Origin of the sequence: Nocardioides panacis (genome assembly GCF_019039255.1) — a bacterium.
GTDB classification, from domain to species: Bacteria; Actinomycetota; Actinomycetes; order Propionibacteriales; family Nocardioidaceae; genus Nocardioides_B; species Nocardioides_B panacis.
In genome coordinates, this window is the sequence record NZ_CP077062.1 from 1,030,705 (window position 1) to 1,051,866 (window position 21,162).

The 21,162-nt window shown below is 73.7% G+C and carries 23 protein-coding genes and 1 pseudogene; 18 read left to right on the forward strand and 6 right to left on the reverse strand.

What is annotated here, in order from left to right; genetic code table 11:
- Positions 1 to 13: 13 nt before the first annotated feature.
- The 5 genes and pseudogenes from KRR39_RS05100 to KRR39_RS25915 all read left to right on the forward strand — a co-directional run.
- Positions 14 to 208 (forward strand): DUF3046 domain-containing protein, encoded by a 195-nt coding sequence (locus KRR39_RS05100; protein ID WP_216941023.1) that lies wholly within the window; start codon positions 14 to 16, stop codon positions 206 to 208.
- Positions 205 to 1,560 (forward strand): MFS transporter, encoded by a 1,356-nt coding sequence (locus tag KRR39_RS05105; RefSeq protein ID WP_254185525.1) that lies wholly within the window; start codon positions 205 to 207, stop codon positions 1,558 to 1,560. The genes KRR39_RS05100 and KRR39_RS05105 overlap by 4 nt, the downstream gene beginning before the upstream one ends.
- 99 nt (positions 1,561 to 1,659) lie before the next feature.
- Entirely contained in the window at positions 1,660 to 2,481 is an 822-nt protein-coding gene (locus KRR39_RS05110) for a M55 family metallopeptidase (protein ID WP_216941024.1), read from the forward strand.
- A gap of 25 nt (positions 2,482 to 2,506) precedes the next feature.
- Positions 2,507 to 3,112 (forward strand): rhomboid family intramembrane serine protease, encoded by a 606-nt coding sequence (locus tag KRR39_RS05115; protein ID WP_254185526.1) that lies wholly within the window; start codon positions 2,507 to 2,509, stop codon positions 3,110 to 3,112.
- Between the two features lie 73 nt (positions 3,113 to 3,185).
- Positions 3,186 to 4,181 (forward strand): annotated as a pseudogene (locus KRR39_RS25915) (glucose-1-phosphate adenylyltransferase family protein); the annotation flags it as partial.
- A 168-nt stretch (positions 4,182 to 4,349) separates the two neighbouring features.
- Here the strand turns inward: KRR39_RS25915 and KRR39_RS05125 are convergent.
- Positions 4,350 to 4,883: a hypothetical protein gene (locus KRR39_RS05125; RefSeq protein ID WP_216943006.1), complete on the reverse strand. Its 534-nt coding sequence runs from the start codon at positions 4,881 to 4,883 to the stop codon at positions 4,350 to 4,352.
- Positions 4,884 to 4,926: 43 nt separating this feature from the next.
- Here KRR39_RS05125 and KRR39_RS05130 point away from each other — a divergent pair, with 43 nt between their 5' ends.
- The 3 genes from KRR39_RS05130 to KRR39_RS05140 are packed head-to-tail and all read left to right on the forward strand — an operon-like array spanning position 4,927 to position 7,656.
- Positions 4,927 to 5,733, forward strand: a complete 807-nt coding sequence (locus tag KRR39_RS05130; RefSeq protein ID WP_216941025.1) for an S-methyl-5'-thioadenosine phosphorylase — start codon at positions 4,927 to 4,929, stop codon at positions 5,731 to 5,733.
- Positions 5,730 to 6,782 (forward strand): NAD-dependent epimerase/dehydratase family protein, encoded by a 1,053-nt coding sequence (locus KRR39_RS05135; RefSeq protein ID WP_216941026.1) that lies wholly within the window; start codon positions 5,730 to 5,732, stop codon positions 6,780 to 6,782. The genes KRR39_RS05130 and KRR39_RS05135 overlap by 4 nt, the downstream gene beginning before the upstream one ends.
- Before the next feature lie 37 nt (positions 6,783 to 6,819).
- The gene (locus KRR39_RS05140) at positions 6,820 to 7,656 is read left to right on the forward strand and encodes an SDR family NAD(P)-dependent oxidoreductase (protein WP_216941027.1); all 837 of its coding nucleotides are present in this window, start codon (positions 6,820 to 6,822) and stop codon (positions 7,654 to 7,656) included.
- On the opposite strand, the gene KRR39_RS05145 is transcribed toward KRR39_RS05140, so the two are convergent.
- Positions 7,643 to 8,980: a hypothetical protein gene (locus KRR39_RS05145; RefSeq protein ID WP_254185527.1), complete on the reverse strand. Its 1,338-nt coding sequence runs from the start codon at positions 8,978 to 8,980 to the stop codon at positions 7,643 to 7,645. The genes KRR39_RS05140 and KRR39_RS05145 overlap by 14 nt on opposite strands.
- Before the next feature lie 69 nt (positions 8,981 to 9,049).
- Between KRR39_RS05145 and KRR39_RS05150 the strand changes: the two genes are divergently transcribed.
- The 9 genes from KRR39_RS05150 to KRR39_RS05190 all read left to right on the forward strand — a co-directional run bounded on the left by KRR39_RS05150 (position 9,050) and on the right by KRR39_RS05190 (position 17,100).
- Positions 9,050 to 9,709, forward strand: coding sequence for a glycosyltransferase family 2 protein (locus KRR39_RS05150; RefSeq protein WP_216941028.1), 660 nt, complete (start codon positions 9,050 to 9,052; stop codon positions 9,707 to 9,709).
- Positions 9,706 to 10,374 carry a TIGR04282 family arsenosugar biosynthesis glycosyltransferase gene (locus KRR39_RS05155; RefSeq protein ID WP_216941029.1) on the forward strand — a complete coding sequence of 223 codons (669 nt, stop codon included), beginning with the start codon at positions 9,706 to 9,708 and terminating at the stop codon, positions 10,372 to 10,374. The genes KRR39_RS05150 and KRR39_RS05155 overlap by 4 nt, the downstream gene beginning before the upstream one ends.
- Positions 10,371 to 11,528 (forward strand): molybdopterin-dependent oxidoreductase, encoded by a 1,158-nt coding sequence (locus KRR39_RS05160; RefSeq protein WP_216941030.1) that lies wholly within the window; start codon positions 10,371 to 10,373, stop codon positions 11,526 to 11,528. Before KRR39_RS05155 ends, KRR39_RS05160 begins: the two co-directional genes overlap by 4 nt.
- Before the next feature lie 252 nt (positions 11,529 to 11,780).
- Complete coding sequence (locus KRR39_RS05165) at positions 11,781 to 11,948, forward strand: hypothetical protein (protein WP_216941031.1); 168 nt, start codon at positions 11,781 to 11,783, stop codon at positions 11,946 to 11,948.
- 234 nt (positions 11,949 to 12,182) lie between these two features.
- A complete protein-coding gene (gene recA, locus KRR39_RS05170) occupies positions 12,183 to 13,247 on the forward strand; it encodes a recombinase RecA (protein WP_216941032.1) in 1,065 nt (354 codons plus the stop codon).
- A 92-nt stretch (positions 13,248 to 13,339) separates the two neighbouring features.
- Positions 13,340 to 13,948 (forward strand): regulatory protein RecX, encoded by a 609-nt coding sequence (locus tag KRR39_RS05175; RefSeq protein WP_216941033.1) that lies wholly within the window; start codon positions 13,340 to 13,342, stop codon positions 13,946 to 13,948.
- A 144-nt stretch (positions 13,949 to 14,092) separates the two neighbouring features.
- Positions 14,093 to 15,616 (forward strand): ribonuclease Y, encoded by a 1,524-nt coding sequence (rny, locus tag KRR39_RS05180; protein ID WP_216941034.1) that lies wholly within the window; start codon positions 14,093 to 14,095, stop codon positions 15,614 to 15,616.
- Between the two features lie 54 nt (positions 15,617 to 15,670).
- Positions 15,671 to 16,510, forward strand: a complete 840-nt coding sequence (locus tag KRR39_RS05185; RefSeq protein WP_216941035.1) for a GNAT family N-acetyltransferase — start codon at positions 15,671 to 15,673, stop codon at positions 16,508 to 16,510.
- A gap of 125 nt (positions 16,511 to 16,635) precedes the next feature.
- Complete coding sequence (locus KRR39_RS05190; protein WP_216941036.1) at positions 16,636 to 17,100, forward strand: hotdog fold domain-containing protein; 465 nt, start codon at positions 16,636 to 16,638, stop codon at positions 17,098 to 17,100.
- Here the strand turns inward: KRR39_RS05190 and KRR39_RS05195 are convergent.
- The 4 genes from KRR39_RS05195 to KRR39_RS05210 form a co-directional block, all read right to left on the reverse strand.
- Positions 17,097 to 17,954: an amino acid ABC transporter permease gene (locus KRR39_RS05195; protein WP_216941037.1), complete on the reverse strand. Its 858-nt coding sequence runs from the start codon at positions 17,952 to 17,954 to the stop codon at positions 17,097 to 17,099. The genes KRR39_RS05190 and KRR39_RS05195 overlap by 4 nt on opposite strands.
- Entirely contained in the window at positions 17,951 to 18,598 is a 648-nt protein-coding gene (locus KRR39_RS05200; RefSeq protein WP_216941038.1) for an amino acid ABC transporter permease, read from the reverse strand. The genes KRR39_RS05195 and KRR39_RS05200 overlap by 4 nt, the downstream gene beginning before the upstream one ends.
- A gap of 78 nt (positions 18,599 to 18,676) precedes the next feature.
- Positions 18,677 to 19,570: a glutamate ABC transporter substrate-binding protein gene (locus KRR39_RS05205; RefSeq protein ID WP_216941039.1), complete on the reverse strand. Its 894-nt coding sequence runs from the start codon at positions 19,568 to 19,570 to the stop codon at positions 18,677 to 18,679.
- A 52-nt stretch (positions 19,571 to 19,622) separates the two neighbouring features.
- Positions 19,623 to 20,408 (reverse strand): amino acid ABC transporter ATP-binding protein, encoded by a 786-nt coding sequence (locus KRR39_RS05210; protein WP_436972032.1) that lies wholly within the window; start codon positions 20,406 to 20,408, stop codon positions 19,623 to 19,625.
- Between the two features lie 184 nt (positions 20,409 to 20,592).
- On the opposite strand from KRR39_RS05210, the gene KRR39_RS05215 reads away from it, so the two are divergent.
- Complete coding sequence (locus tag KRR39_RS05215; protein ID WP_216941040.1) at positions 20,593 to 21,153, forward strand: hypothetical protein; 561 nt, start codon at positions 20,593 to 20,595, stop codon at positions 21,151 to 21,153.
- Positions 21,154 to 21,162: the final 9 nt, after the last annotated feature.

The window sequence follows — 21,162 nt, forward strand, 5'->3', positions numbered from 1 at the left end:
TACTCTCGGCGGCATGCGGCACACGGAGTTCTGGGCCCGGATGGAGGACGCCCTCGGTGCGGGGTACGCCCGTGCCTGGGCCGAGCAGCAGGTGATCTCCGACCTCGGGCACCGCACGGTCACCGAGGCGCTCGACGCCGGTGAGTCGCCCAAGCAGGTCTGGCGCGCGGTCTGGGAGCGACTCGGCCTCCCGCCGTCGGAGAAGTGAGCGACGCCGGCCGGCGGGTCGCCGGCTGGGTGGGCGGCGGGGCCGCGGCGGTCGCACGCGGCCTGTACGGCGGGGCGCGCTGGCCGGACCACCGGCTGGCGCAGGTGCAGGGCCGCACGGTCCGCACGCTCGTCGGGTCGCAGGCCCTTGGCGGCCTGGGCATGAGCATCGGCATCGCGGTCGCCGCGCTGCTCGCCGAGGACGTCTCCGGCAGCGAGAAGCTGGCCGGCCTGGCGCAGACCATGCAGGTGCTCGGCGCGGCGGTGGCCTCCTTCCTGCTCGCCCACGTGATGGGCCGGCGCGGGCGCCGGGTCGGGCTCACGCTGGGCTACCTGCTCGGCGCCGCGGGGGCGGTGCTCTGCGTGGTGGCCGGAGTGGTCCGCTCCTTCCCGCTGCTGCTGGTCGGCACCACCCTGCTCGGCTCCGCGACGGCCGCCAACAACCAGGCCCGCTACGCCGCGACCGACCTGGCCCGTCCGGCCCAGCGGGCCCGGGCGCTGTCGCTGGTGGTCTGGGCCACCACGATCGGCGCGGTGGCCGGCCCGAACCTCACCGGCTGGGCCGGCCGCGCCGGCCGCGCGCTGGGCGTGCCGACCCTGACCGGGCCGTTCGTGTTCGGCGCGGCCGGCCTGCTGGCCGCCGCCCTGGTCGTCTCGGTCTTCCTGCGGCCCGACCCGCTGCTCGTCGCCCGGGAGGCCGCGGTCGCGCGCGGTGGCGCGGTCCGGCACGGCACCTCGTGGGCCCGGGTCCGCGAGGTGGTCCGGACCAGGCCGGGAGTCGCCGCGGGTGCCGCGGCCCTCGCCCTCGCGCACGCGGTGATGATCTCGGTGATGGTGATGACCCCGTTGCACATGCACCACGGCGGCGCCGCGCTCGAGGTGATCGGGGTGGTGATCAGCGTCCACGTGCTCGGGATGTACGCGTTCGCGCCCGTCGTCGGGTGGGCCACCGACCGGTTCGGCCGGCCCGCCGTGCTCGGCGCCGGCGCCGTGGTGCTGCTGGTGTCGCTGGCCCTCGCCGGTACGTCGCCGGCGGGGGCGTCGTACCGCATCGCCGCGGGGCTGTTCCTGCTCGGGCTCGGCTGGTCGCTGTGCACGATCGCCGGCTCGACGCTGCTCTCGGAGTCCGCGCCGCTGGACGCCCGCACCGACGTGCAGGGTGCCGCCGACCTCGTGATGGGGCTGACCGCCGCGGCGGCCGGGGCGGTCGCCGGCGTGGTGGTCGGGACGCTGGGCTACCCGGCCCTCACGGTCTTCGCGGCCGTGCTGGTCACCGGCATCGCGACCGCCGCGGAGTTCGCCCGCCGGACCGCCGGGCGTCCCGCCGCGGACGACGAGCCCCTCGCCCTCTGACCCGCCCCGCGACGGGCTGTGGAACGATCCAGGCCCGCCGGCGGGCTCACGACACCGACGTCGTTCCGCAGCTCGCGCCGGCCGAGCGGAAGGGCCCGGATGAAGATCTTCCTCTCCTCCGACATGGAGGGCACGGCCGGCGTCGTCGACTGGGCGCAGTGCCGCCCGGGACAGCCGGAGTACGAGCACTACCGGATGCTGCTCCAGGCCGAGGTCAACGCCGCCATCGAGGGGGCCCAGGCGGCCGGGGCCCAGGAGTTCCTGGTCAACGACTCGCACTCGACGATGCAGAACCTGCGGCCCGAGGGCCTCGCCGGCCACGCGCGGTACCTCTCCGGCCGGCACAAGCCGCTGTACATGATGCAGGGCCTCGACAGCACCTTCGACGCGGTCTTCCTGGTCTCCTACCACGGGTCGATGGCGACCTCGGCGCCGCTGTCGCACACCTACAACCCGCGGGCGATCGCGCAGGTGCGGCTGAACGGCACGGAGGTGGGCGAGTCGGGCGTCAACGCCCTGGTCGCGCTCGGGTACGGCGTCCCGGTCGTCCTGGTCACCGGCGACGACGTCACCGCGGCGGAGGCCGCACGGGTCAGCCCCGGGGTGCGGGCCGCCGTGGTGAAGACGGCGGTCACCCGGTTCGCCGCCGACAGCCTGCACCCCGAGGTCGCCCGGGAGCTGATCCGCTCCGAGGCGGAGGCGGCGGTCCGCGGGCTCGGGTCCGCCGAACCGCCGGCGATCAGCCTCCCGGCCACGCTCGACGTGACCTTCCGCAACCCGGACCTCGCGGAGCTGGCCACTTGGGTGACCGGGGTGGAGCGGACCGGGACCAGCACCGTCGCGATGACCGACGACGACCCGGTCCGGCTGTTCCGGCGGTTCATCACCACGGTGCTGCTCACGCGCGACCTCGCCGAGTAGCCGACGGCTGGCTACCGTGGACGGGGTGAGCCTCCCGACCCGCCACCAGCCCCGGCCCCGGTCCCGGCCGCTGGTCGCGGCCCAGGTGATCCTGGCGTTCGTCGCGCTGCTGTACGCCGTGGAGCTGGTCGACACGCTGATGGGCCACCGGCTCGACGAGGGCGGCGTCCGGCCCCGCGAGGCGGACGGCCTGGACGGCATCCTGTTCGCGCCGCTGCTGCACTACGGCTGGGGCCACCTGCTCGCGAACACCCTGCCGCTGCTGGTGTTCGGCTTCCTGATCCTGCTCGCCGGCGTCGCCCGCTGGGCCGCCGTCACCGCCGTCGTCTGGGTGGTCGGGGGAGTGGGCACCTGGTTCGTCGGGCAGCCGCACTCGGTGCACCTCGGCGCGTCGGTGCTGGCGTTCGGCTGGCTGGTCTACCTGCTGCTGCGCGGGGTGTTCGCCCGCGACGCCTCCCAGGTGGCGCTCGGCGTGATCCTGCTCCTCGTGTACGGCGGCCTGCTGCTCGGCGTGCTGCCGGGGCAGCCCGGCATCTCGTGGCAGGGCCACCTGTTCGGGGCGCTCGGCGGGGCGCTCGCGGCGTACTGGTTCGGGGTGCGCGACCGGGAGCGGCGGACCCGGCGTAGGTAGCCCGTGCCAGGATCGGACGATGTCACGCAACCGGATCCTGGCCATCATCCAAGCCGGCGGCGCCGGCGGCCGGATGGACGTCCTCACCCGTGAGCGGGCCAAGCCGGCCCTGCCGTTCGCCGGGGTCTACCAGCTCATCGACTTCCCGCTGTCCAACCTGGCGCACAGCGGGATCTCCGAGGTGTGGCTGTCCCTGCAGTTCCAGGGCGCCAGCATCGAGGAGCCGGTCGCAAACGGTCGGCCCTGGAACCTCGACCGCAACCAGGGCGGGCTGCGGCTGCTGATGCCCGAGCAGGGAACCGGGACCGCGGAGGAGGACGGGTTCGCGCAGGGCAACGCCGACGAGCTGTTCCGGATCCGCGACCAGATCCGCGCCGCCGATCCCGAGGCGGTCGTCGTGCTGAGCGCCGACCACGTCTACCGCTTCGACTACACCGACGCCGTCGAGACGCACCGCCGCCACGACGCCGAGTGCACCGTGGTGACCACCCAGGTGCCGATCGAGGAGGCCGGCGACCACGCCACGGTGGAGTCCGACGGCACCGGCACGGTGACCGGGTTCGCCTACAAGCCCGAGGAGCCGTCCACCACGACGGTCGCCACGGAGATCTTCGTCTACGACCCGCAGGTGCTCATCGAGGTCCTCGAGCAGCTGCACCGCGAGCGGTCGGCCGGCTCCGCCGAGGGCGACAGCGGCCTCGGCGACTTCGGGGACCACCTGCTGCCCCGGCTGGTCGAGCGGGGCCGCACGGTCGTGCACGCGCTGCCCGGCTACTGGCGCGACCTGGGCCAGCCGCACCTCTACGTCGCGGCCCACCAGGACGTGCTCACCGACGACCAGGGCCTGTTCGACGACCCGCGCTGGCCGATCCTGACCCGGCAGCCGCAGCGCGTTCCCGCGCGGATCCTCGACGGCGCGGACGTCTGCGACAGCATCGTGTCGCCGGGGGCCCGGGTCGCCGGCGTCGTACGCCGCAGCGTGCTCGGACCGGGGGTGGTCGTCGAGGCGGGTGCCGTGGTCCGCAACAGCGTGCTGTTCGCGGACACCGTCGTCGAGCGGGGCGCCGTGGTGGACTGGGCGGTCGTCGACGAGGGCTGCGTGGTCGAGGCCGGCGCCGTGGTGGGCCGGCCCGACGCGGACGCCACCGGCGACCCCGACCAGGTCACGATCGTCGGCACGGACAGCCGGGTCGACGTGGAGCTCCCTGGCCGGTGCCCGGCTCGAGCCCGGCACCACCTAGCCGTCGCCGGCCGCCTCGCTGACGCCGAGGCGCTGAGCGACCAGCCGGCTCAGCGACAGCGCCCGCTCGGGGTCGCCGGCCCAGTCGCGGTCGGACCGGTCGACGGTGACGTGCATGAGGTAGGGCTGCCACCGCACCACGAGCGTGGTGCGCCCGTGCCCGTCGACGGTCTCCTGGCAGGCGGGCGTGTACTTCTCGGGGGTGCCGGCGTAGACCCAGCCCTCGCTGCACGCCTTGCGGGGCAGCCGGTAGGGCTCCGGGTGGTACTCCGCGGTGACCGTCACCGAGCGCTCCGGGTGCCCGCGGACGACGGTCCGGCAGGACGTCGTCGTGTGCCGCTCGCGCAGCGTCCTCAACGAGCCGCGCTGCGTGGTGACGAGGTCGGTGCCGAGCAGGCCGACGAGCCGTCCCGCCGGCACCAGGTCGCAGCCGGCCCCGGGCCCCGCGCCGGTGTCGCCCGGCGTGGCCCCCGACCCGCTGCACCCGGCCGTGGCCAGCCCGAGCAGCAGCAGGACCGCGGACGTGCGCACGCCCACGAGTCTAGGCCGGGAGGCGTTTGCAAGACTCCACCTCATGTCCGCACCCCAAGCGTCCGTGGCCGTCATCGGCGGCAGTGGCTTCTACGAGTTCCTCGACGACGCGCGGGAGGTCGAGGTCGAGACGCCGTACGGCGCGCCGGCGGCCCCGATCGCGGTCGGCGAGGTGGCCGGTACGCCGGTCGCGTTCCTGCCGCGGCACGGCACCGGGCACGCGTTCCCGCCGCACCTGATCAACTACCGCGCGAACCTGTGGGCGCTGCGGTCCCTCGGGGTGCGCCAGGTGCTCGCGCCGTGCGCCGTCGGCGGCCTCCGGGCCGAGGTCGCCCCGGGTGACCTCGTCGTCCCCGACCAGCTGGTCGACCGGACCCTGGGCCGGGTGCAGAGCTACGTCGAGCGGGGCGCGGTGCACGTGCCGTTCGCGGACCCCTACTGCCCGACGCTGTCGCAGGCCCTGGCCGCGGCCGAGGGTGTCTCGCTCGGCGGCACGATGGTGGTGGTGGAGGGCCCGCGGTTCTCCACGCGCGCCGAGTCGCAGCACTACGCGGCCCAGGGCTGGACGCTGATCAACATGACCGGGCACCCCGAGGCCGTGCTCGCCCGCGAGCTGCGGATGTGCTACTCGGCAGTCGCGCTGGTCACCGACATGGACGCCGGCGTCGAGTCCGGCGAGGGCGTCGGCCAGGCGGAGGTGTTCGCGACGTTCGCGCGCAACATCGACCGCCTCAAGGGCCTGCTGGCCGGCGTGGTCCCCTACCTCCCCGGGCCGGGGGCCGGCTGCGCGTGCGCGTCCTGGGCCGACGGCATCGAGCTGCCCTACGAGATCCCGGGCGGCGCGGCGTGAAGGTGCTGCTGACCGGGTCGGCCGGCTTCGTCGGCGGGGCGGTCGCGCAGGCGCTCGAGGCCCGCGGCGACGACGTCGTGCGGGTGGACCTGCTGATCCCCGAGGCGCACGCACCGGGCACCACCGCCGCGGACACCCACCTGGTCGACGTGCGCGACCTGCGGGCGCTGCGGCCGCTGCTCGACGGCGTCGACGTCGTGTGCCACCAGTCGGCGATGGTCGGGGCCGGCGTCACGGTGGCCGACCTGCCGTCGTACGCCTCGCACAACGACCTCGGCACCGCGGTGCTGCTCGCGGCGATGCACGAGGCGGGCGTGCGCCGGGTGGTCGCGGCCTCGTCCATGGTGGTCTACGGCGAGGGTCGCTACGTGTGCGAGGAGCACGGCGACCAGGCACCACCGCCGCGCAGCGTCGCGGCCCTGGAGGGCGGTGACTTCGAGAACCACTGCGGGGCGTGCGGCCGTCCGCTGGCCTGGGCGACCGTCGACGAGGACGCCCGCCTCGACCCGCGCAGCAGCTACGCCGCCAGCAAGGTCGCGACCGAGCACTACCTCGCCGCCTGGGTGCGCCAGGCGCCCGGTGCGGCGGTCGCGCTCCGCTACCACAACGTCTACGGGCCGCGGATGCCGCGCGACACCCCCTACTCCGGGGTGGCGGCGATGTTCCGCTCCTCGATCGAGCAGGGCAGCCCGCCGAACGTCTACGAGGACGGCGGCCAGATGCGCGACTTCGTGCACGTGCACGACGTGGCGCGCGCCAACCTGCTGGCGATGGACCAGGTGGTCGCGGCCCCGGACGAGACGTTCACGACCTACAACGTCGCCTCCGGCGAGCCGGTCCCGATCCGGCGGGTGGCCGAGCTCGTGGCGGCCGGGGTGTCGGCGAGCACCGGACGCGACCTGGCCCCGGAGGTCAGCGGGCGCTACCGGCTCGGCGACGTCCGGCACATCGTGGCGTCGGCGGAGAAGGCCCGCGACCGGCTGGGCTTCACCGCGCGGATCCGGCCCGAGCAGGGTCTCCAGGCGTTCGCCACCGCACCCCTGCGGTGAGGCGGGGGCCGACCAGCGGGTCGGTAGCGTCGGGGCCATGCGTCCCCTCGACCAGCAGACCATCCTGATCACCGGCGCGACGGGCGGGCTCGGCCGCGCCCTGGTGCACCGCGCCGCCCGTCACGGCATGACCGTCCTCGCGCACGGCCGGGACGAGCAGCGGCTGCGCGCCCTGGCGCTGGAGGTCGAGGAGGCCACCGGCACCAGCATCGACACCGTGGTCGCCGACCTGTCCGACCTCCGTGAGGTGGACCGGCTCGCGGCCGGCGTCGTGGACACCTACGACGAGCTGCACGTGCTGGTCAACAACGCCGGTGTCGGCTTCGGCGCCCCCGGGTCGGGCCGGGAGGTGAGCGCCGACGGCATCGAGCTGCGCTTCGCCGTCAACCACCTGGCGGCCTACCGGCTGGCCGCGCGGCTGGCCACCCTGCTCGAGGTCAGCGCGCCGGCCCGGATCGTCCAGGTCGCCTCCGCCGGGCAGCTCGCGCTCGACCCCGAGGACCCGCTGACCGAGCACGGGTACGACGGGGTGACGGCCTACCGGCGCGCCAAGCTGGCGCAGGTGATGGCCACCTACGACCTCGCCGGCGACCTGGTCGGCACCGGCGTGAGCGTCACCGCGCTGCACCCGGCGACGTTCATGGACACCACGATGGTCCGCGACGCCGGGCAGGAGCCGGCCACCACGGTCGAGGAGGGCCTGGACGCGACCTGGCGGCTGGTCGCCGAGGAGGCCCTCGACGGGGTCAGCGGCGTCTACTTCGACGGGCAGCGCGAGGGCGTCACCGACCCGCAGGCCGACGACCCGGCCGCGCGGGCCTGGGTGCGCGAGCTGTCCGACCGGCTGATCGCGGGGGCGCTCACCAGCCGGTGAACAGCAGGTGCTGCACGAGCAGCGCGAACCCGACCTGCCCCGCCAGCGCCGGTCGCCGCCACCGGTCCGGCAGCAGCGCGCAGGACAGCAGCAGCCACGGCACGAACGGCAGCCAGATCCGTTCCACCTCGGCGCGGCTCATCTGCGACAGGTCCGCGAGCAGCACCATCGCGACGCCGGCGCCGGACAGCAGCAGCACCGTGCGGGTGCAGGCGTCGTGCAGCAGCCCGCGGCCGCCGGCGACGAGCCGGGCCACGCCGGCGCCCGCGAGCGGCCCGGCGCAGAACGCCAGCGCGGCGAGGTCGCCCCACATCCAGTAGGCCCACGGCCGCCGTCCGCCGACGCCCTCGTAGTAGCGGCTGTGGATCGCGGGCAGCGCCTCGAGGTAGCTGAACCCGGCCAGCGCGAACACCACCACCACGGCCAGCGCGGCGACCACCGCGAAGGCCAGCGGGAACCACGACCGGGCGGTCAGCAGCACGGCCAGGGCCAGCACCCCGAGCAGCGGGAGGCCGTAGGACAGCATCACCGCGTAGCCCAGCAGCAGCCCGGCGAGCAGCGACCAGCCGGTGCTGCGCCGGGTCGCGCCGAGCGCGAGGCAGGCGACGCCCCAGGCGCCGGTGGCCGCGAACATCGCGTCGGCCGAGACCGACTGCCAGACCGCCGCCGGCCCGAGCACCAGGAACGGTGCGGCGCGGCGGGCCAGCTGCTCGGCGCCGAGCACGCGGGCGGTCACCAGCACCGCGACGGCGGTGGTCGCGGCGAGGACCGTGACGACCAGGCCCGCGGCGAACCCGCTGCCGAGCTGCAGCCGGTCGAGGACCACGAAGAACGTCAGTGCCCCGGCCGGGTGCCCGGCGACGTGCACCGGCCAGTTGCGCGGCTCCGCCTCGTAGCGGATCCGGCTGACGTACTCCTGCAGCGTCGCGTGCAGGTCCGTCGTACGACGGGCGGTGCGGAGGTACTCGTAGGGGTCGCCGAGGATCTGGCTCACGCCGTGCGAGCCGTCGACGAACGCCAGGGCCAGCATCCAGGCCAGCCCGCCGAGGAACACCACGAGCAGCAGCCGCCGCCAGCTGAGCCGGTCGGCGAGCCGGAAGGCGTGCAGCAGGCCGAGCACCGCGAGCGCCACCGCGGGCAGGCTGCCCCAGCCCACCCGGGGGTCCCACTCGGCGTGCAGCGGCGGGAACGAGTTCACCCGCACGTTCCAGCCCGTCACGGCCGGCACCGCCATCGCCAGCGCCATCAGCACCAGGGTGCCCATCAGGCCCCACGCCGCCGCGGTGCCCCGGCGGGTCCGGCGGCCCGGCAGCGTGGTGGTCACCCGGCGAGGATAGGGGCAGCGGTCCCCGGCAGGGCGGCCAGGCGTTCGGCGGCGGCCTACGCTCGACCCATGCCCGCCCTCTGTGACCTGGTGCTGCCGTGCCGGGACGAAGGACCCGCCCTGCGTGGTCTGCTGCCCACCGTCCCCGACACGTTCGCGGTGATCGTCGTCGACAACGGGTCGACCGACGACACCGCCGAGGTGGCCCGCTCCCTCGGTGCGCGGGTCGTGCGCGAGGACCGGCCCGGGTACGGCGCGGCGGTGCACGCCGGCGTGGAGGCGGCGACGGCGGACTACCTCGCGGTGATGGACGGCGACGGCTCCTTCGACCCCGCCGACCTCCTGGTCCTGCTGGAGGAGGTCCGGTCCGGCCGCGCGGACATGGCGACCGGCCGCCGGCGCCCGGTGTCCCGCGGCGTGTGGCCCTGGCACGCCCGCGCCGGCAACGTGGCGGTGCTCTGGTGGCTGCGTCGCCGGACCGGCCTGCCGGTGCACGACATCGCCCCGATGCGGGTCTGCCGCCGCGCCGACCTGCTGGCCCTCGGGGTCGAGGACCGGCGCTTCGGCTACCCCGTCGAGCTGCTGCAGAAGGCGATGCTCGCGGGCTGGCGGCTCACCGAGCAGGACATCGCCTACCACCCCCGCGCCGCCGGCACCCGCTCCAAGGTGTCCGGCTCGGTGCGCGGCACCGTGCGGGCGGCCCGCGACTTCGCCCGGGTCCTGTCGTGAGGCCCGCCGTGCTGGTGATGGCCAAGGCACCGGTCGCCGGCCAGGTCAAGACCCGGCTCGGCGCGCACGTCGGCGACGACGTCGCGGCGCACCTCGCCGCGGCCTGCGTCCTGGACACCCTCGCGGTCTGCCGGGAGGTCTTCGAGGACTGCCACGTCGCGCTCGCCGGCGACCTCGCGGGCGCCGTGCGGCACGCCGCCCTGGTCGAGGCGCTGGCCGGCTGGACCGTGCACCCGCAGCGCGGCGACGGCTTCGCCGCGCGGCTCGCGCACGCGCACGCCGACGTGGCCGCGGCGGCCGGCGCGCCCGTCGTACAGATCGGGATGGACACGCCGCACGTCACGGCCGCCGAGCTGGCCGCGGTCGCCGGCCTCGTCGGGGACGGCAACGACGCCGTGCTCGGCGCGGCCGAGGACGGCGGCTGGTGGGTGCTGGCCGTCACCGACCCGGCGCTGGCGCGGCCCCTGGCGGGCGTGGAGATGTCGACAGCGCGGACGTACGTCGACACGCTGGCCGCCCTGCGGCGGGCGGGCGCGACCGTGGCGGCCACGACCGTGCTGCGCGACGTCGACGAGGCACCGGACGCCGACCTCGTCGCGGCGGCCGCGCCTGGCACCCGGTTCGCGGCGCTGTGGCGGACCGTGCGGGAGGAGGTGCCGCGGTGAGCCGGTGGGGGGACCGTCTGCCGCGCGCGCCCCGCGAGGCGGACTTCACCTCGTCGCTGCGCGGCCCGGAGGTCGCGGCCCGGGTCGGGCTGTGGCTCGGCCTCTGCTTCACCGTCGCGTTCCTGACCGGGATCTGGAGCCACCTCTACCAGGACCAGCCGTCCTGGCTGACCATCCCGACCCGGCCGGTGTGGGTCTACCGGGTCACGCAGGGCCTGCACTACCTGTCCGGCACGGCGGCCGTGCCGCTGCTGCTGGTGAAGCTCTACGCCGTCTACCCGAAGCTGTTCGCGAAGGTGCCGTTCGGGCGGCTGCGCGAGCTCGTCCCGCACCTGCTCGAGCGGCTCTCGATCGCGCTCCTGGTGGCGGCGGCGATCTTCGAGCTGACGACCGGCGTGCTCAACACCACCGAGTGGTACGCCTGGTCCTTCTCGTTCCGCTCGACGCACTACGCCGTGGCCTGGGTGGCGTTCGGGGCGCTGGTGCTGCACGTCGCGGTCAAGCTGCCGGTGATCCGCTCGGCGCTCGGCCGGCCGGTCGACGACGGCGAGCGGCCCGAGCCGGGACTCACCCGCCGCGGCCTCGTGCGCACCGCGCTCGGTGCCTCGGCGGTCGCGGTGCTCGCGGTCGCCGGCGGCACCGTCCCGTGGCTGCGGACCGTGTCGCTGTTCGAGACCCACGACGGGTCGGGGCCGCAGGACCTCCCGGTCACCAAGAGCGCCCGCGCCGCCGGGGTGACCGCGACGGCCCTCGCCCCGTCGTACGCGCTGGAGGTGGTGCACGGCGGCACCCGCCGCACCCTGTCGCTGGACGACCTCCGGGCGATGACCCAGCACACCGTGACCCTGCCGATCGCCTGCGTCGAGGGCTGGAGCGCCGCGGCAGTGTGGACCGGCGTGCGACTGCGCGACCTGCTCGACCTCGTCGACGCCCCGGCCGGCGCCACCGTCGTGGTCCGCTCGCTCCAGGAGTCCGGTGCCTTCAAGGCCTCCGAGGTGCGCGGCAACCTCGCCGACGACGACCTCACCCTGCTCGCGCTGCTCCTGCACGGCGCGCCGCTGAGCATCGACCACGGCTACCCCTGCCGGCTGATCGCCCCGAACCGGCCCGGCGTGCTGCAGACCAAGTGGGTCTCCCGGATCGAGGTGGCGTGATGCGCGGTATGCGGGTGGCCCGCGGCCTGCTCGGCGCCGCCGGCGTCGCGCTGGTGCTCGTCGGCGTCTACCACCTGCTCGGCACCGACCTGCCCGACCTGGTGGACCTCGCGGTCTGGCTGGCCGGGGGAGTGCTGCTCCACGACGCGGTCCTCGCACCCCTGGTCGTGCTGCTCGCCGTCCTGGTGCTCCCGCGGCTGCCGGCGTGGAGCAGGGGGGCCCGCGGTCGCCGGTTTCGTGGTGCTCGGCTCGGTGACCCTCCTGGCGATCCCCGCGATCGGCCGGTTCGGTGCCCGCGAGGACGTGCCGAGCCTGCTGAACCGTCCGTACGGCGTGCTGTGGCTGGGCTTCGCGGCGCTGGTCGTCGGTGTGGTGGTGGCCGCCGCCCTGCTCCGTCGCAGGCGTGCCGGGTCGTCCTGAACCGGATGGGCCGCGACCGCGGGACCGGGCGCCGGCGGCGTGTCGGCGTGTCGCCCGCGGCTCGAACACCTGTTCGGGCTAGGCTCGGTGGCGTTGGACATGGTCGCCGGCTGCCGGGGGATATCCCCAGGTCGCGACATCAGGCTCGCAGACTGTCGGAAGGCCCCTCTAGTGTCAATGGCGATGAAGAAGACAGCAGGTTCCCCCTCGAGGCGGACAGACGGACGGACAACCATGGCTGGTGGAGATCGCGACAAGGCGTTGGACGCCGCGCTCGCTAACATCGAGCGGCAGTTCGGCAAGGGCTCGGTCATGCGACTGGGCGAGGAGACCCGAGCAGCGCTCGAGGTCATCCCGACGGGCGCCATCGCGCTCGACGTGGCACTCGGCATCGGAGGCCTCCCGCGCGGACGCGTGGTGGAGATCTACGGCCCCGAGTCCTCGGGCAAGACGACGGTGGCGCTGCACGCGGTGGCGAACGCCCAGCGGGCCGGCGGCATCGTGGCGTTCATCGACGCCGAGCACGCGCTCGACCCGGACTACGCCAAGGCGCTCGGTGTGGACACCGACGCGCTGCTGGTCTCGCAGCCGGACTCCGGCGAGCAGGCCCTGGAGATCGCGGACATGCTGGTCCGCTCCGGCGCGCTGGACCTGATCGTCATCGACTCCGTCGCGGCGCTCGTGCCCCGCGCCGAGATCGAGGGCGAGATGGGCGACAGCCACGTGGGCCTCCAGGCCCGGCTGATGAGCCAGGCGCTCCGCAAGATGACCGGTGCGCTCAACGGCGCCGGCACCACGATGATCTTCATCAACCAGCTGCGCGAGAAGATCGGCGTGATGTTCGGCTCGCCCGAGACCACCACCGGTGGCCGTGCGCTGAAGTTCTACGCCTCGGTGCGGCTCGACGTGCGCCGCATCGAGACGCTCAAGGACGGCCAGGAGATGGTCGGCAACCGGACCCGCATCAAGGTCGTCAAGAACAAGGTCGCGCCGCCGTTCAAGCAGGCCGAGTTCGACATCATGTACGGCCAGGGCATCAGCCGTGAGGGTGGGCTGATCGACGTCGGCGTCGAGGCGGGCCTCGTCCGCAAGGCCGGCGCCTGGTACACCTACGAGGGCGACCAGCTCGGGCAGGGCAAGGAGAACTCCCGCAACTTCCTGCGGGACAACCCGGACCTCGCCAACGAGCTCGAGAAGCGCATCCTGGAGAAGCTCGGGGTCGGCCCCACGGTCGACACCCCCGCGGCGGCCCCCGCGGCGGCCCCGGTGAACGTCGAGCCGACCGGCATCGACTTCTGAGCACGGTGCCCTCTCCGTCAGACCGCCGCCCGTCTGGTCCTTTCCTCCCAGGGGACCAGGCGGGCGGCTCTGCGTCCTCGTCGACCGGCGACGTGCACGACGGCGTCCGGGCCTGGCTCGCGAACGCCGGGATCGAGCTCCCCGCGGACCCGGCTCCCGAAGGCCCGGCTCCCGAGGACCCAGTCTCCGCGGGACCGGACGCCGACCAGGAGGCCGTCGCCCGCAAGATCCTGCTCGACCAGCTGACCGGCCAGGCCCGCAGCCGCTCCGAGCTGGCCGGCAAGCTCGCGGCGAAGGGCGTGCCAGCGGAGGTGGCGACCCGGCTGCTCGACCGGTTCGAGGAGGTCGGCCTCGTCGACGACCAGGCCTTCGCCCGGGCTTGGGTGCAGTCCCGCCAGCCCGGCAAGGGCCTGGCCCGGCGGGCGCTGGCCCAGGAGCTGCGCCGCAAGGGAGTCGACGACGAGCTCGCCCGGGTCGCGCTCGACGAGGTCGACCCCGACGACGAGGTCGAGGCCGCCCGGGTCCTGGTCCGGCGCAAGCTGCGCACCGCCGCGCACCTCGAGCGGGACGTCGCGGTGCGCCGGCTGACCGGCATGCTCGCCCGCAAGGGGTATCCCGCCGGCACCTGCTTCCGGGTGGTCCGCGAGGAGCTCGACCGGCTCGGTCACGACACCGAGGACGTGCACGAGCGCTTCGACTGACCCCGGGGGCGGCTCGCCTTGACCGGCTCGGGCGGGGCACCTAGATTCGCGCATACCCCGACCGTGCCCCCGGGTGCGTGCGCGGGGCCCGACGCTGACGACAACTGACCCCGTGCGCGGTCGTGCACGGAACAGGAGCCGGAGATGGCACAGCAGGTCCCGGATCCCGGCCCCCTGGTGCTGGGCATCGGTCCGGTCGAGCTGCTGCTCGTCGTGCTGCTCGTGGCCGGGGTGGTGGTCGTCGCCGTGGCCGCCGGGGTGCTGCTGCTGAGCCGCCGGTCCGGGACGCCGGGCCCCCCAACGCCCGCGGCCGAGGACGCCCACCGGGAGGCGCACCGCGACGCGCAGCGCGACCTGCACGAGCAGCGGATGGACATCGAGCGGCGCGAGCAGCGGATCACCGAGCGCGAGCAGCGCCTCGACCACGAGGTGCGCAGCCTCGACGAGCGGGCGCACGAGGTGGCGGACGCGCAGGCGGCGCTCGACCGGCACCGCGCCGAGCTCGCCGACCTCGAGGAGGCCCGGCGCCGGGAGCTCGAGCGGGTGGCGGGGCTGACCGCCGAGGACGCCCGCACCGCCCTGGTGGAGTCCATCGAGCACGAGGCCCGCCGCACCGGTGCCCTGAACGCCCGCGCCATCGAGCGGGCCGCCGAGCAGGAGGCCGACGTCCGCGCCAAGCGGATCCTGGCCACCGCGATCCAGCGGCTCGCCTCCGACCAGACCGGGGAGAGCGTGGTCTCGGTCGTGCAGCTGCCCGCCGAGGACATGAAGGGCCGGATCATCGGCCGCGAGGGCCGCAACATCCGCTCCTTCGAGCAGGTCACCGGGGTCAACCTGGTCATCGACGACACTCCGGGCGCGGTGATCCTGAGCTGCTTCGACCCGGTCCGTCGCGAGGTGGCCCGGCTCTCGCTCGAGGAGCTGATCAGCGACGGCCGGATCCACCCGAGCCGGATCGAGGAGGTGCACGCGCGCAGCGTGGTCGAGGTCGACCGGCTCTGCGTGCGGGCCGGCGAGGACGCCGCCCTCGAGATGGGCATCACCGACCTGCACCCGCACCTGGTCGCCACGCTGGGCCGGCTGCGCTACCGCACCTCCTACGGCCAGAACGTGCTCGCCCACCTCGTGGAGTCCGGGCACGCCGCCGGGCTGCTCGCCGACGAGCTCGGGGTGGACCGGACCACCTGCGTGCGCGGCGCGTTCCTGCACGACATCGGCAAGGCGCTGACCCACGAGGTGGAGGGCTCGCACGCGCTGGTCGGCGCCGACCTGGCCCGCAGCTACGGCGAGCACGAGGACGTCGTGCACGCGATCGAGGCGCACCACAACGAGGTCGAGCCGCGCACCGTCGAGGCGGTGCTCACCCAGGCCGCCGACGCGATCAGCGGTGGCCGTCCCGGCGCCCGGCGCGAGTCGCTCGAGGCCTACGTCGACCGGCTGCACCGGCTCGAGGAGATCGCGCTCGCCAAGACCGGGGTGGTCAAGGTGTTCGCGATGCAGGCCGGCCGCGACGTCCGGGTGATGGTCGCGCCCGACGTGGTCGACGACGTGGAGGCGCAGCTGCTGGCCCGCGACATCGCCAAGCAGTTCGAGGAGGAGCTCACCTACCCCGGGCAGATCAAGGTGACCGTGATCCGCGAGTCCCGCGCCACCGAGACCGCCCGCTGACCCGTCACCCGTGCAGCCCATCTCCCCGCGTGTCGCGGCACAAGTGACGGCTCGGTGACCGCCGGGCAGGGTCGGGACGGCTGCGCGGTCGTGGTGCGCAGCCGGCGGGACGGGTACGCCGTGCTGCGCGAGCGCCGCGAGCCGGGGGAGTCCGTGCAGGGCACTGCGCTGCGTGCGGTGCAGCGCGCGACCGGGATCGTCGGCGCCGACGTGTGGGCCGTGGACCTGTCGGGTCCGTGGGCGGTGCTCGCGGTCGACGTACCGGACACGGTGCGGGTCGGGCCGCGTCCCGCCGGGGAACCGCCCGACGACCCGGTCGCTCGGGTGCGGGCGATCCCGTGGGCGACCGTCGCCTTCCGTCCGCTGACCCGGGCCGACCTCGCGGACGTCGTCACCTGGCAGGCCCAGCCGTACGTCGCCCGCTGGTGGCAGGACGAGGCCCGCGACCTCGCCGCGGCCGAACGACACTACGGCCCGGCGCTGGACGGCGAGGACCCGACGCGGCTGTGGGTGCTGGAGCTCAACGGCAGGTCGGTGGGGATGCTCCAGGACTACCGGGTCGGCGACCACCCGGAGTACGCACTGCTGACCGCCAAGCCCGACGCGGTCGGCTTCGACTACCTGATCGGCGACCCGTCGTGGGTGGGCCGGGGGATCGGCACCCGGATGCTCTGGTGCTACCTGCGCGACATGGTCTGCCCGCACTACCCGGCGGTCACCGAGCTGTTCGCGGCCCCGGACCACCGCAACGCCGGGTCGCTCCGGGTGCTCGACAAGCTCGGCTTCGACCGGGGGCTGTGGTTCGACGAGCCGCAGCCCGACGGCCGGGTCGACACCGTGGTCGGGTGCACCCTGGACGTCCCGAGCATCCTGGGTGGACCCGGGCCGGGGTGAGCCAAGGCCCGGGTCGGGGTGAACTACTGCCCGGGTCGGGGTGAACTACTGCCCGGGTCGGCGGGGGAGGGGACCCCCGGGGGGCCGTCACCGCCTTGTTACTGGGGAGTAATACAATCTCCGGCATGGACGTGCTGACGATGTACCGCCAGGTGACCCGGCTGCCCCAGGGGCACCGGGTGTTCTCCCGGTTGTTCACGCTCAAGGCGCCGTACTTCGGCACGGTGCGCCCCCGGTTCGTCGAGCTGCGGCCGAACTACGCCGAGCTGACCGTCCGCAAGCGCCGGGCGGTGCACAACCACCTCGGCACCGTGCACGTGATCGCGATCTGCAACGGGCTCGAGGCGGCGATGGGCGCGCTGGCCGAGGCCTCGGTGCCGCGCACGAAGCGCTGGATCCCCAAGGGCATGGAGGTCCGCTACACCGCCAAGGCGACCAGCGACATCACCTGCGTCGCCGAGACCGACCCCGGTCAGTGGGCCGGCGACGACCCCGACGTACCCGTCCGGGTCCGGGGCGTCCGCGACGACGGCACGGTCGTCGTCGAGGGCGTCATCCGGCTGTGGGTGACCGACAGGCCGGTCCGCTAGATCTGGAAGCCCGCCGTGCCTGACCGGTCGCCGCCGTCGGTGACCAGGACGGCCTTCTCCCCGACGAACTTGCGCTGCGCCCACGTCGCGATCCAGGTCAGGGCGAGGTTCACCAGGATGTAGAACGCGGCCAGCACGATCGCGGTCTGCACCTGGTTCTGGAACTCCAGGAAGATCGACTTGCCCACGCGGGTCAGGCCCGGCGCCAGGATCACGTAGCCCAGGCTGGTGTCCTTGAGCGCCACGATGCACTGGCTGATGATCGAGGGCAGCATGATCTTCACGCCCTGCGGCATCAGGATCTGCATCATCACCTGGGACTTGCGCAGGCCGAGCGCGTACGCCGCCTCGCCCTGCCCCGCCGGCACGGCCTGGATGCCGGCCCGGAACACCTCGGCCAGCACCGCGCCGTTGTACAGCGTCAGGGCGATGACGACCGACCAGTACGACCCGATCCCGCCCTCGCCGGCGCCGAAGGCGAAGAAGATGTAGATCATCATCAGCAGCACCGGGACGGCGCGGAAGAACTCCACGACCGCCCAGCACGGCCAGCGCAGCCAGGCGTGGTCCGAGAGCTTGCCGATCCCGAACACCACCCCGAACAGGACCGCGGCGACGACCGACGAGAAGGCCATCTGGAGGGTCTTCAGCAGGCCGTCGACCAGCAGGGCCGAGATGTAGCTCGGGGTGACGAAGGGCTCCCACTTGGCGTAGGCGAGCTGCCCGGTGCTGCTCATCCGCATCAGCACCGCGGCGATCACCGCGACCAGCGCGACCCAGGCCACCACGGTGTAGATCCGGTGCCGGGCACGGGTCTTCGGACCCGGTACGTCGAAGAGGACGCTGGTGCTCATCGGGCCACCTTCCAGCGGCGCTCGAGGCTGCCGGCCCCGGCGGAGATCAGCTCGACGATGACGATGTAGCCGATCGCGAAGGTGAGGAAGATCCACGTGCGGGCGTCAGCCTGGTCGTTGGTGAAGTAGCGCATCCGGGCGGTGGCCTCGAGCAGCCCGAAGCCGGCCGCGACCGAGGTGTTCTTGGCCAGCGCGATCAGCACGCTGGCCAGCGGCGGCACCACCGCGCGCAGGGCCTGCGGCAGGACGACGTACCGCATGGACTGGCCGAAGGTCAGGCCGATCGCCCGGGACGCCTCGGCCTGCCCGACGGAGACCGCGTTGATGCCCGAGCGGATCGCCTCGCACACGAACGAGGAGGTGTAGAAGGTGAGCGAGACGACGCCCTTGACCAGGAAGGGCAGCTGGATGTCCATCTGGGGGAGACCGAAGAACACGAAGATGAAGATGATCAGCAGCGGCGTGCTGCGGACCAGGGTGACGTAGAGCCCCGCCGCCCGGCGCAGGACCGCTACCGGGCCGACGCGGGCGGCCGCGAGCAGGGTGCCGAAGGCGAGCGACAGCACGCCCGCGAGCAGGAAGAGCTCGAGGGTCAGCAGGAACGCCTTGAGCACCAGGTCGAACTGCGAGAAGACTGCGTCCACTCCGGGGGCCACCTCCGTCGGTCAGGGGGAAGGGACAGGGGCGCTCGAGCCGAGCGCCCCTGCCGTGCTGCTAGCGACTCAGGTGCAGGCGTCCATCTTGGGCGCCTCGGGGGTGTCGACGCCGGACTTGCCGAGGGTGGCCTCAAAGGCCTTGTCGTAGGTGCCGTCGTCCTCGGCCTTCTTGATCGTGTCGGTGATCCACTGGCACATCTCCGGGGAGTCCTTGGAGTAGCCGATGCCGTAGCGCTCCTCGGAGAACGGGTCGCCGACGACCTCGAGGTTGTCGGGGTCGAGCGCGGCGTAGCCGAGCAGGATCGCGCCGTCGGTGGTCATCGAGTCGACCGAGCCGTCGGCGACCTGGTCGCGGCACTCGGAGTAGGTGTCGAAGCCGCGCGGCTTCGCGCCCTTGGCCTCCACGTTGTCCAGCGAGGTCGAGCCCGTCACCGAGCAGACCTCCTTGCCCTTGATGTCGTCGACGCTCTTGATGTCGCTGCCCTTCTTGACGAGCAGCTGCTGGCCGGTGACGTAGTACGGGCCGGCCTGGCCGACGACCTTGCGGCGGTCGTCGGTGATGGAGTACGACGCGATGACGAGGTCGACCTCACCCTTCTGGAGGAACGGCTCCCGGTTGTCGGAGATCGTCTCCTTCCAGGTGATCTTGTCGGCCGGGATGCCCAGCGACGCGGCGAGGATCTTGCCCATCTCGGGGTCGAAGCCCTTGGGCGCGTCGTCGGTCGCCCCCTTGAAGCCGATGCCGGGCTGGTCGAACTTCACACCGATGGTGATCTTGCCCGCGTCCGCGAGCTCCTTCATCCTGGTGCCGTCGTCGAAGCTGGAGGCGGCCTTGTCGTCGACCTTGACGTCGACGCTCTCGGAGTCGCTGCTGCCGGCGTTGCCGCAGGCCGCGAGCGAGCTCACGGACAGGGCGAGCCCGACTGCGGCGAGCAGGGTCTTGGAGCGGATGTTGCGCATGATTTCTCCTTGCTGGGCGGCCAGGTTTCCCCCGGGCCGGGAACGGGATCGATCAGTGCTTGAGGATCTTGCCGAGGAAGTCCTTGGCGCGGTCCGACGTCGGGCGGGTGAAGAACTCCTCGGGGGTGTTCTCCTCGACGATCTGGCCGTCGGCCATGAAGATCACGCGGTTCGCCGCGGTCCGCGCGAAGCCCATCTCGTGGGTGACCACGACCATCGTCATGCCGCCCTGGGCGAGGTCGACCATGACGTCGAGGACCTCCTTGATCATCTCGGGGTCCAGCGCGGAGGTCGGCTCGTCGAAGAGCATCACCTTGGGCTCCATGGCCAGGGCGCGGGCGATCGCGACGCGCTGCTGCTGGCCGCCGGAGAGCTGGGCGGGGTACTTCGCGGCCTGGTGGCCGACGCCGACCCGCTCGAGGAGCTCGGTGGCCTTGGCCTCGGCCTGGTCCTTGGGGAGGCCGCGGACCTTGATCGGTCCGAGCGTGACGTTCTCGAGGATCGTCTTGTGCGCGAAGAGGTTGAAGCTCTGGAAGACCATGCCGACCTCGGCGCGCAGGTGCGCGAGCGCCTTGCCCTCGGCGGGCAGCGGCTGACCGTCCAGGCTGATCGTGCCCTTGTCGATCGTCTCCAGGCGGTTGATCGCCCGGCACAGCGTGCTCTTGCCGGAGCCGGAGGGCCCGATCACCACGACGACCTCGCCGCGCTTGATCGAGAGGGTGATGTCCTGGAGGACGTGCAGGTCGCCGAACCACTTGTCGACGTGGTCCAGCACGACCAGGCCGTCGCCGGCGGGCGTGCCGGAGGACGCCGTCGGGGTGTCTGCGGGGGCACTCATGCCCGAAAACCTAGCGATCACGGCTCGCAATGACCATTTGAAGGTAGCCCGTTCGTGGTTGCGAAGTGGTTACTCCGTGTGCAAATGCAACTAACGGAGGTCGAGCACAGCGGCCGAAGGGGCGTGCCAGGGGGTGTGCTTGACTCGCCGGGAACGACGCAGCACCTCGACGGAAGGGATCCACATGCCTCGCAGCACGAACCCGATCGGCAGGCTGGTCGACGGCGTGAAGGGGACCGCCGCGATCGGCCGGATGGTCGCCGGGCAGGTCGTCCGCACGGCCGTGGCCGCGGCCGGCGGCGCGGTCCAGGGTGCCGTCGGTGCCGTCGTCGAGCGCGCCGGCCGGGGCAAGGTCGCGCACACCGACGCGCCGTCGCCGCGGGCCACGTCACCCGCGCAGCTGCGGCCGGTCCCGTCGCCGGCGCCGACCGTCGCGCCGACCCCGGCCCCCGCCCCGACGAAGAAGGCCCCGACCAAGAAGGCCCCGGCCAAGAAGGCCCCGGCCGCGAAGAAGACGCCCGCCGTGAAGAAGACGGCGTCCCCGGCCGACGTGGCCAAGACCGCGGCGAAGAAGGCCTCCGCCCCGCAGCCGCCCGCCAAGAAGACCGCCGCGAAGAAGACCGCCGCGAAGAAGGCGCCGGCCAGGAAGAGCGCGCCGACGACGTCCGCACCGGGCGACCGCCTGCCGCCCCGCACGGCACCGGGGACCCCGTCGACGCCGGAGCGGAACCCCGACGCCGGCTGAGCCCTCCCG

Bases quoted from the DNA above. Each gene is read 5' to 3' on its own strand.
- recA (WP_216941032.1), top strand. From the start codon at position 12,183: ATGGCTGGTGGAGATCGCGACAAGGCGTTGGACGCCGCGCTCGCTAAC.
- KRR39_RS05100 (WP_216941023.1), top strand. From the start codon at position 14: ATGCGGCACACGGAGTTCTGGGCCCGGATGGAGGACGCCCTCGGTGCG.
- KRR39_RS05130 (WP_216941025.1), top strand. From the start codon at position 4,927: ATGTCCGCACCCCAAGCGTCCGTGGCCGTCATCGGCGGCAGTGGCTTC.
- KRR39_RS05190 (WP_216941036.1), top strand. From the start codon at position 16,636: ATGGACGTGCTGACGATGTACCGCCAGGTGACCCGGCTGCCCCAGGGG.
- KRR39_RS05140 (WP_216941027.1), top strand. From the start codon at position 6,820: ATGCGTCCCCTCGACCAGCAGACCATCCTGATCACCGGCGCGACGGGC.
- KRR39_RS05215 (WP_216941040.1), top strand. From the start codon at position 20,593: ATGCCTCGCAGCACGAACCCGATCGGCAGGCTGGTCGACGGCGTGAAG.
- rny (WP_216941034.1), top strand. From the start codon at position 14,093: ATGGCACAGCAGGTCCCGGATCCCGGCCCCCTGGTGCTGGGCATCGGT.
- KRR39_RS05150 (WP_216941028.1), top strand. From the start codon at position 9,050: ATGCCCGCCCTCTGTGACCTGGTGCTGCCGTGCCGGGACGAAGGACCC.
- KRR39_RS05210 (WP_436972032.1), bottom strand. From the start codon at position 20,408: ATGAGTGCCCCCGCAGACACCCCGACGGCGTCCTCCGGCACGCCCGCC.
- KRR39_RS05205 (WP_216941039.1), bottom strand. From the start codon at position 19,570: ATGCGCAACATCCGCTCCAAGACCCTGCTCGCCGCAGTCGGGCTCGCC.
- KRR39_RS05110 (WP_216941024.1), top strand. From the start codon at position 1,660: ATGAAGATCTTCCTCTCCTCCGACATGGAGGGCACGGCCGGCGTCGTC.
- KRR39_RS05195 (WP_216941037.1), bottom strand. From the start codon at position 17,954: ATGAGCACCAGCGTCCTCTTCGACGTACCGGGTCCGAAGACCCGTGCC.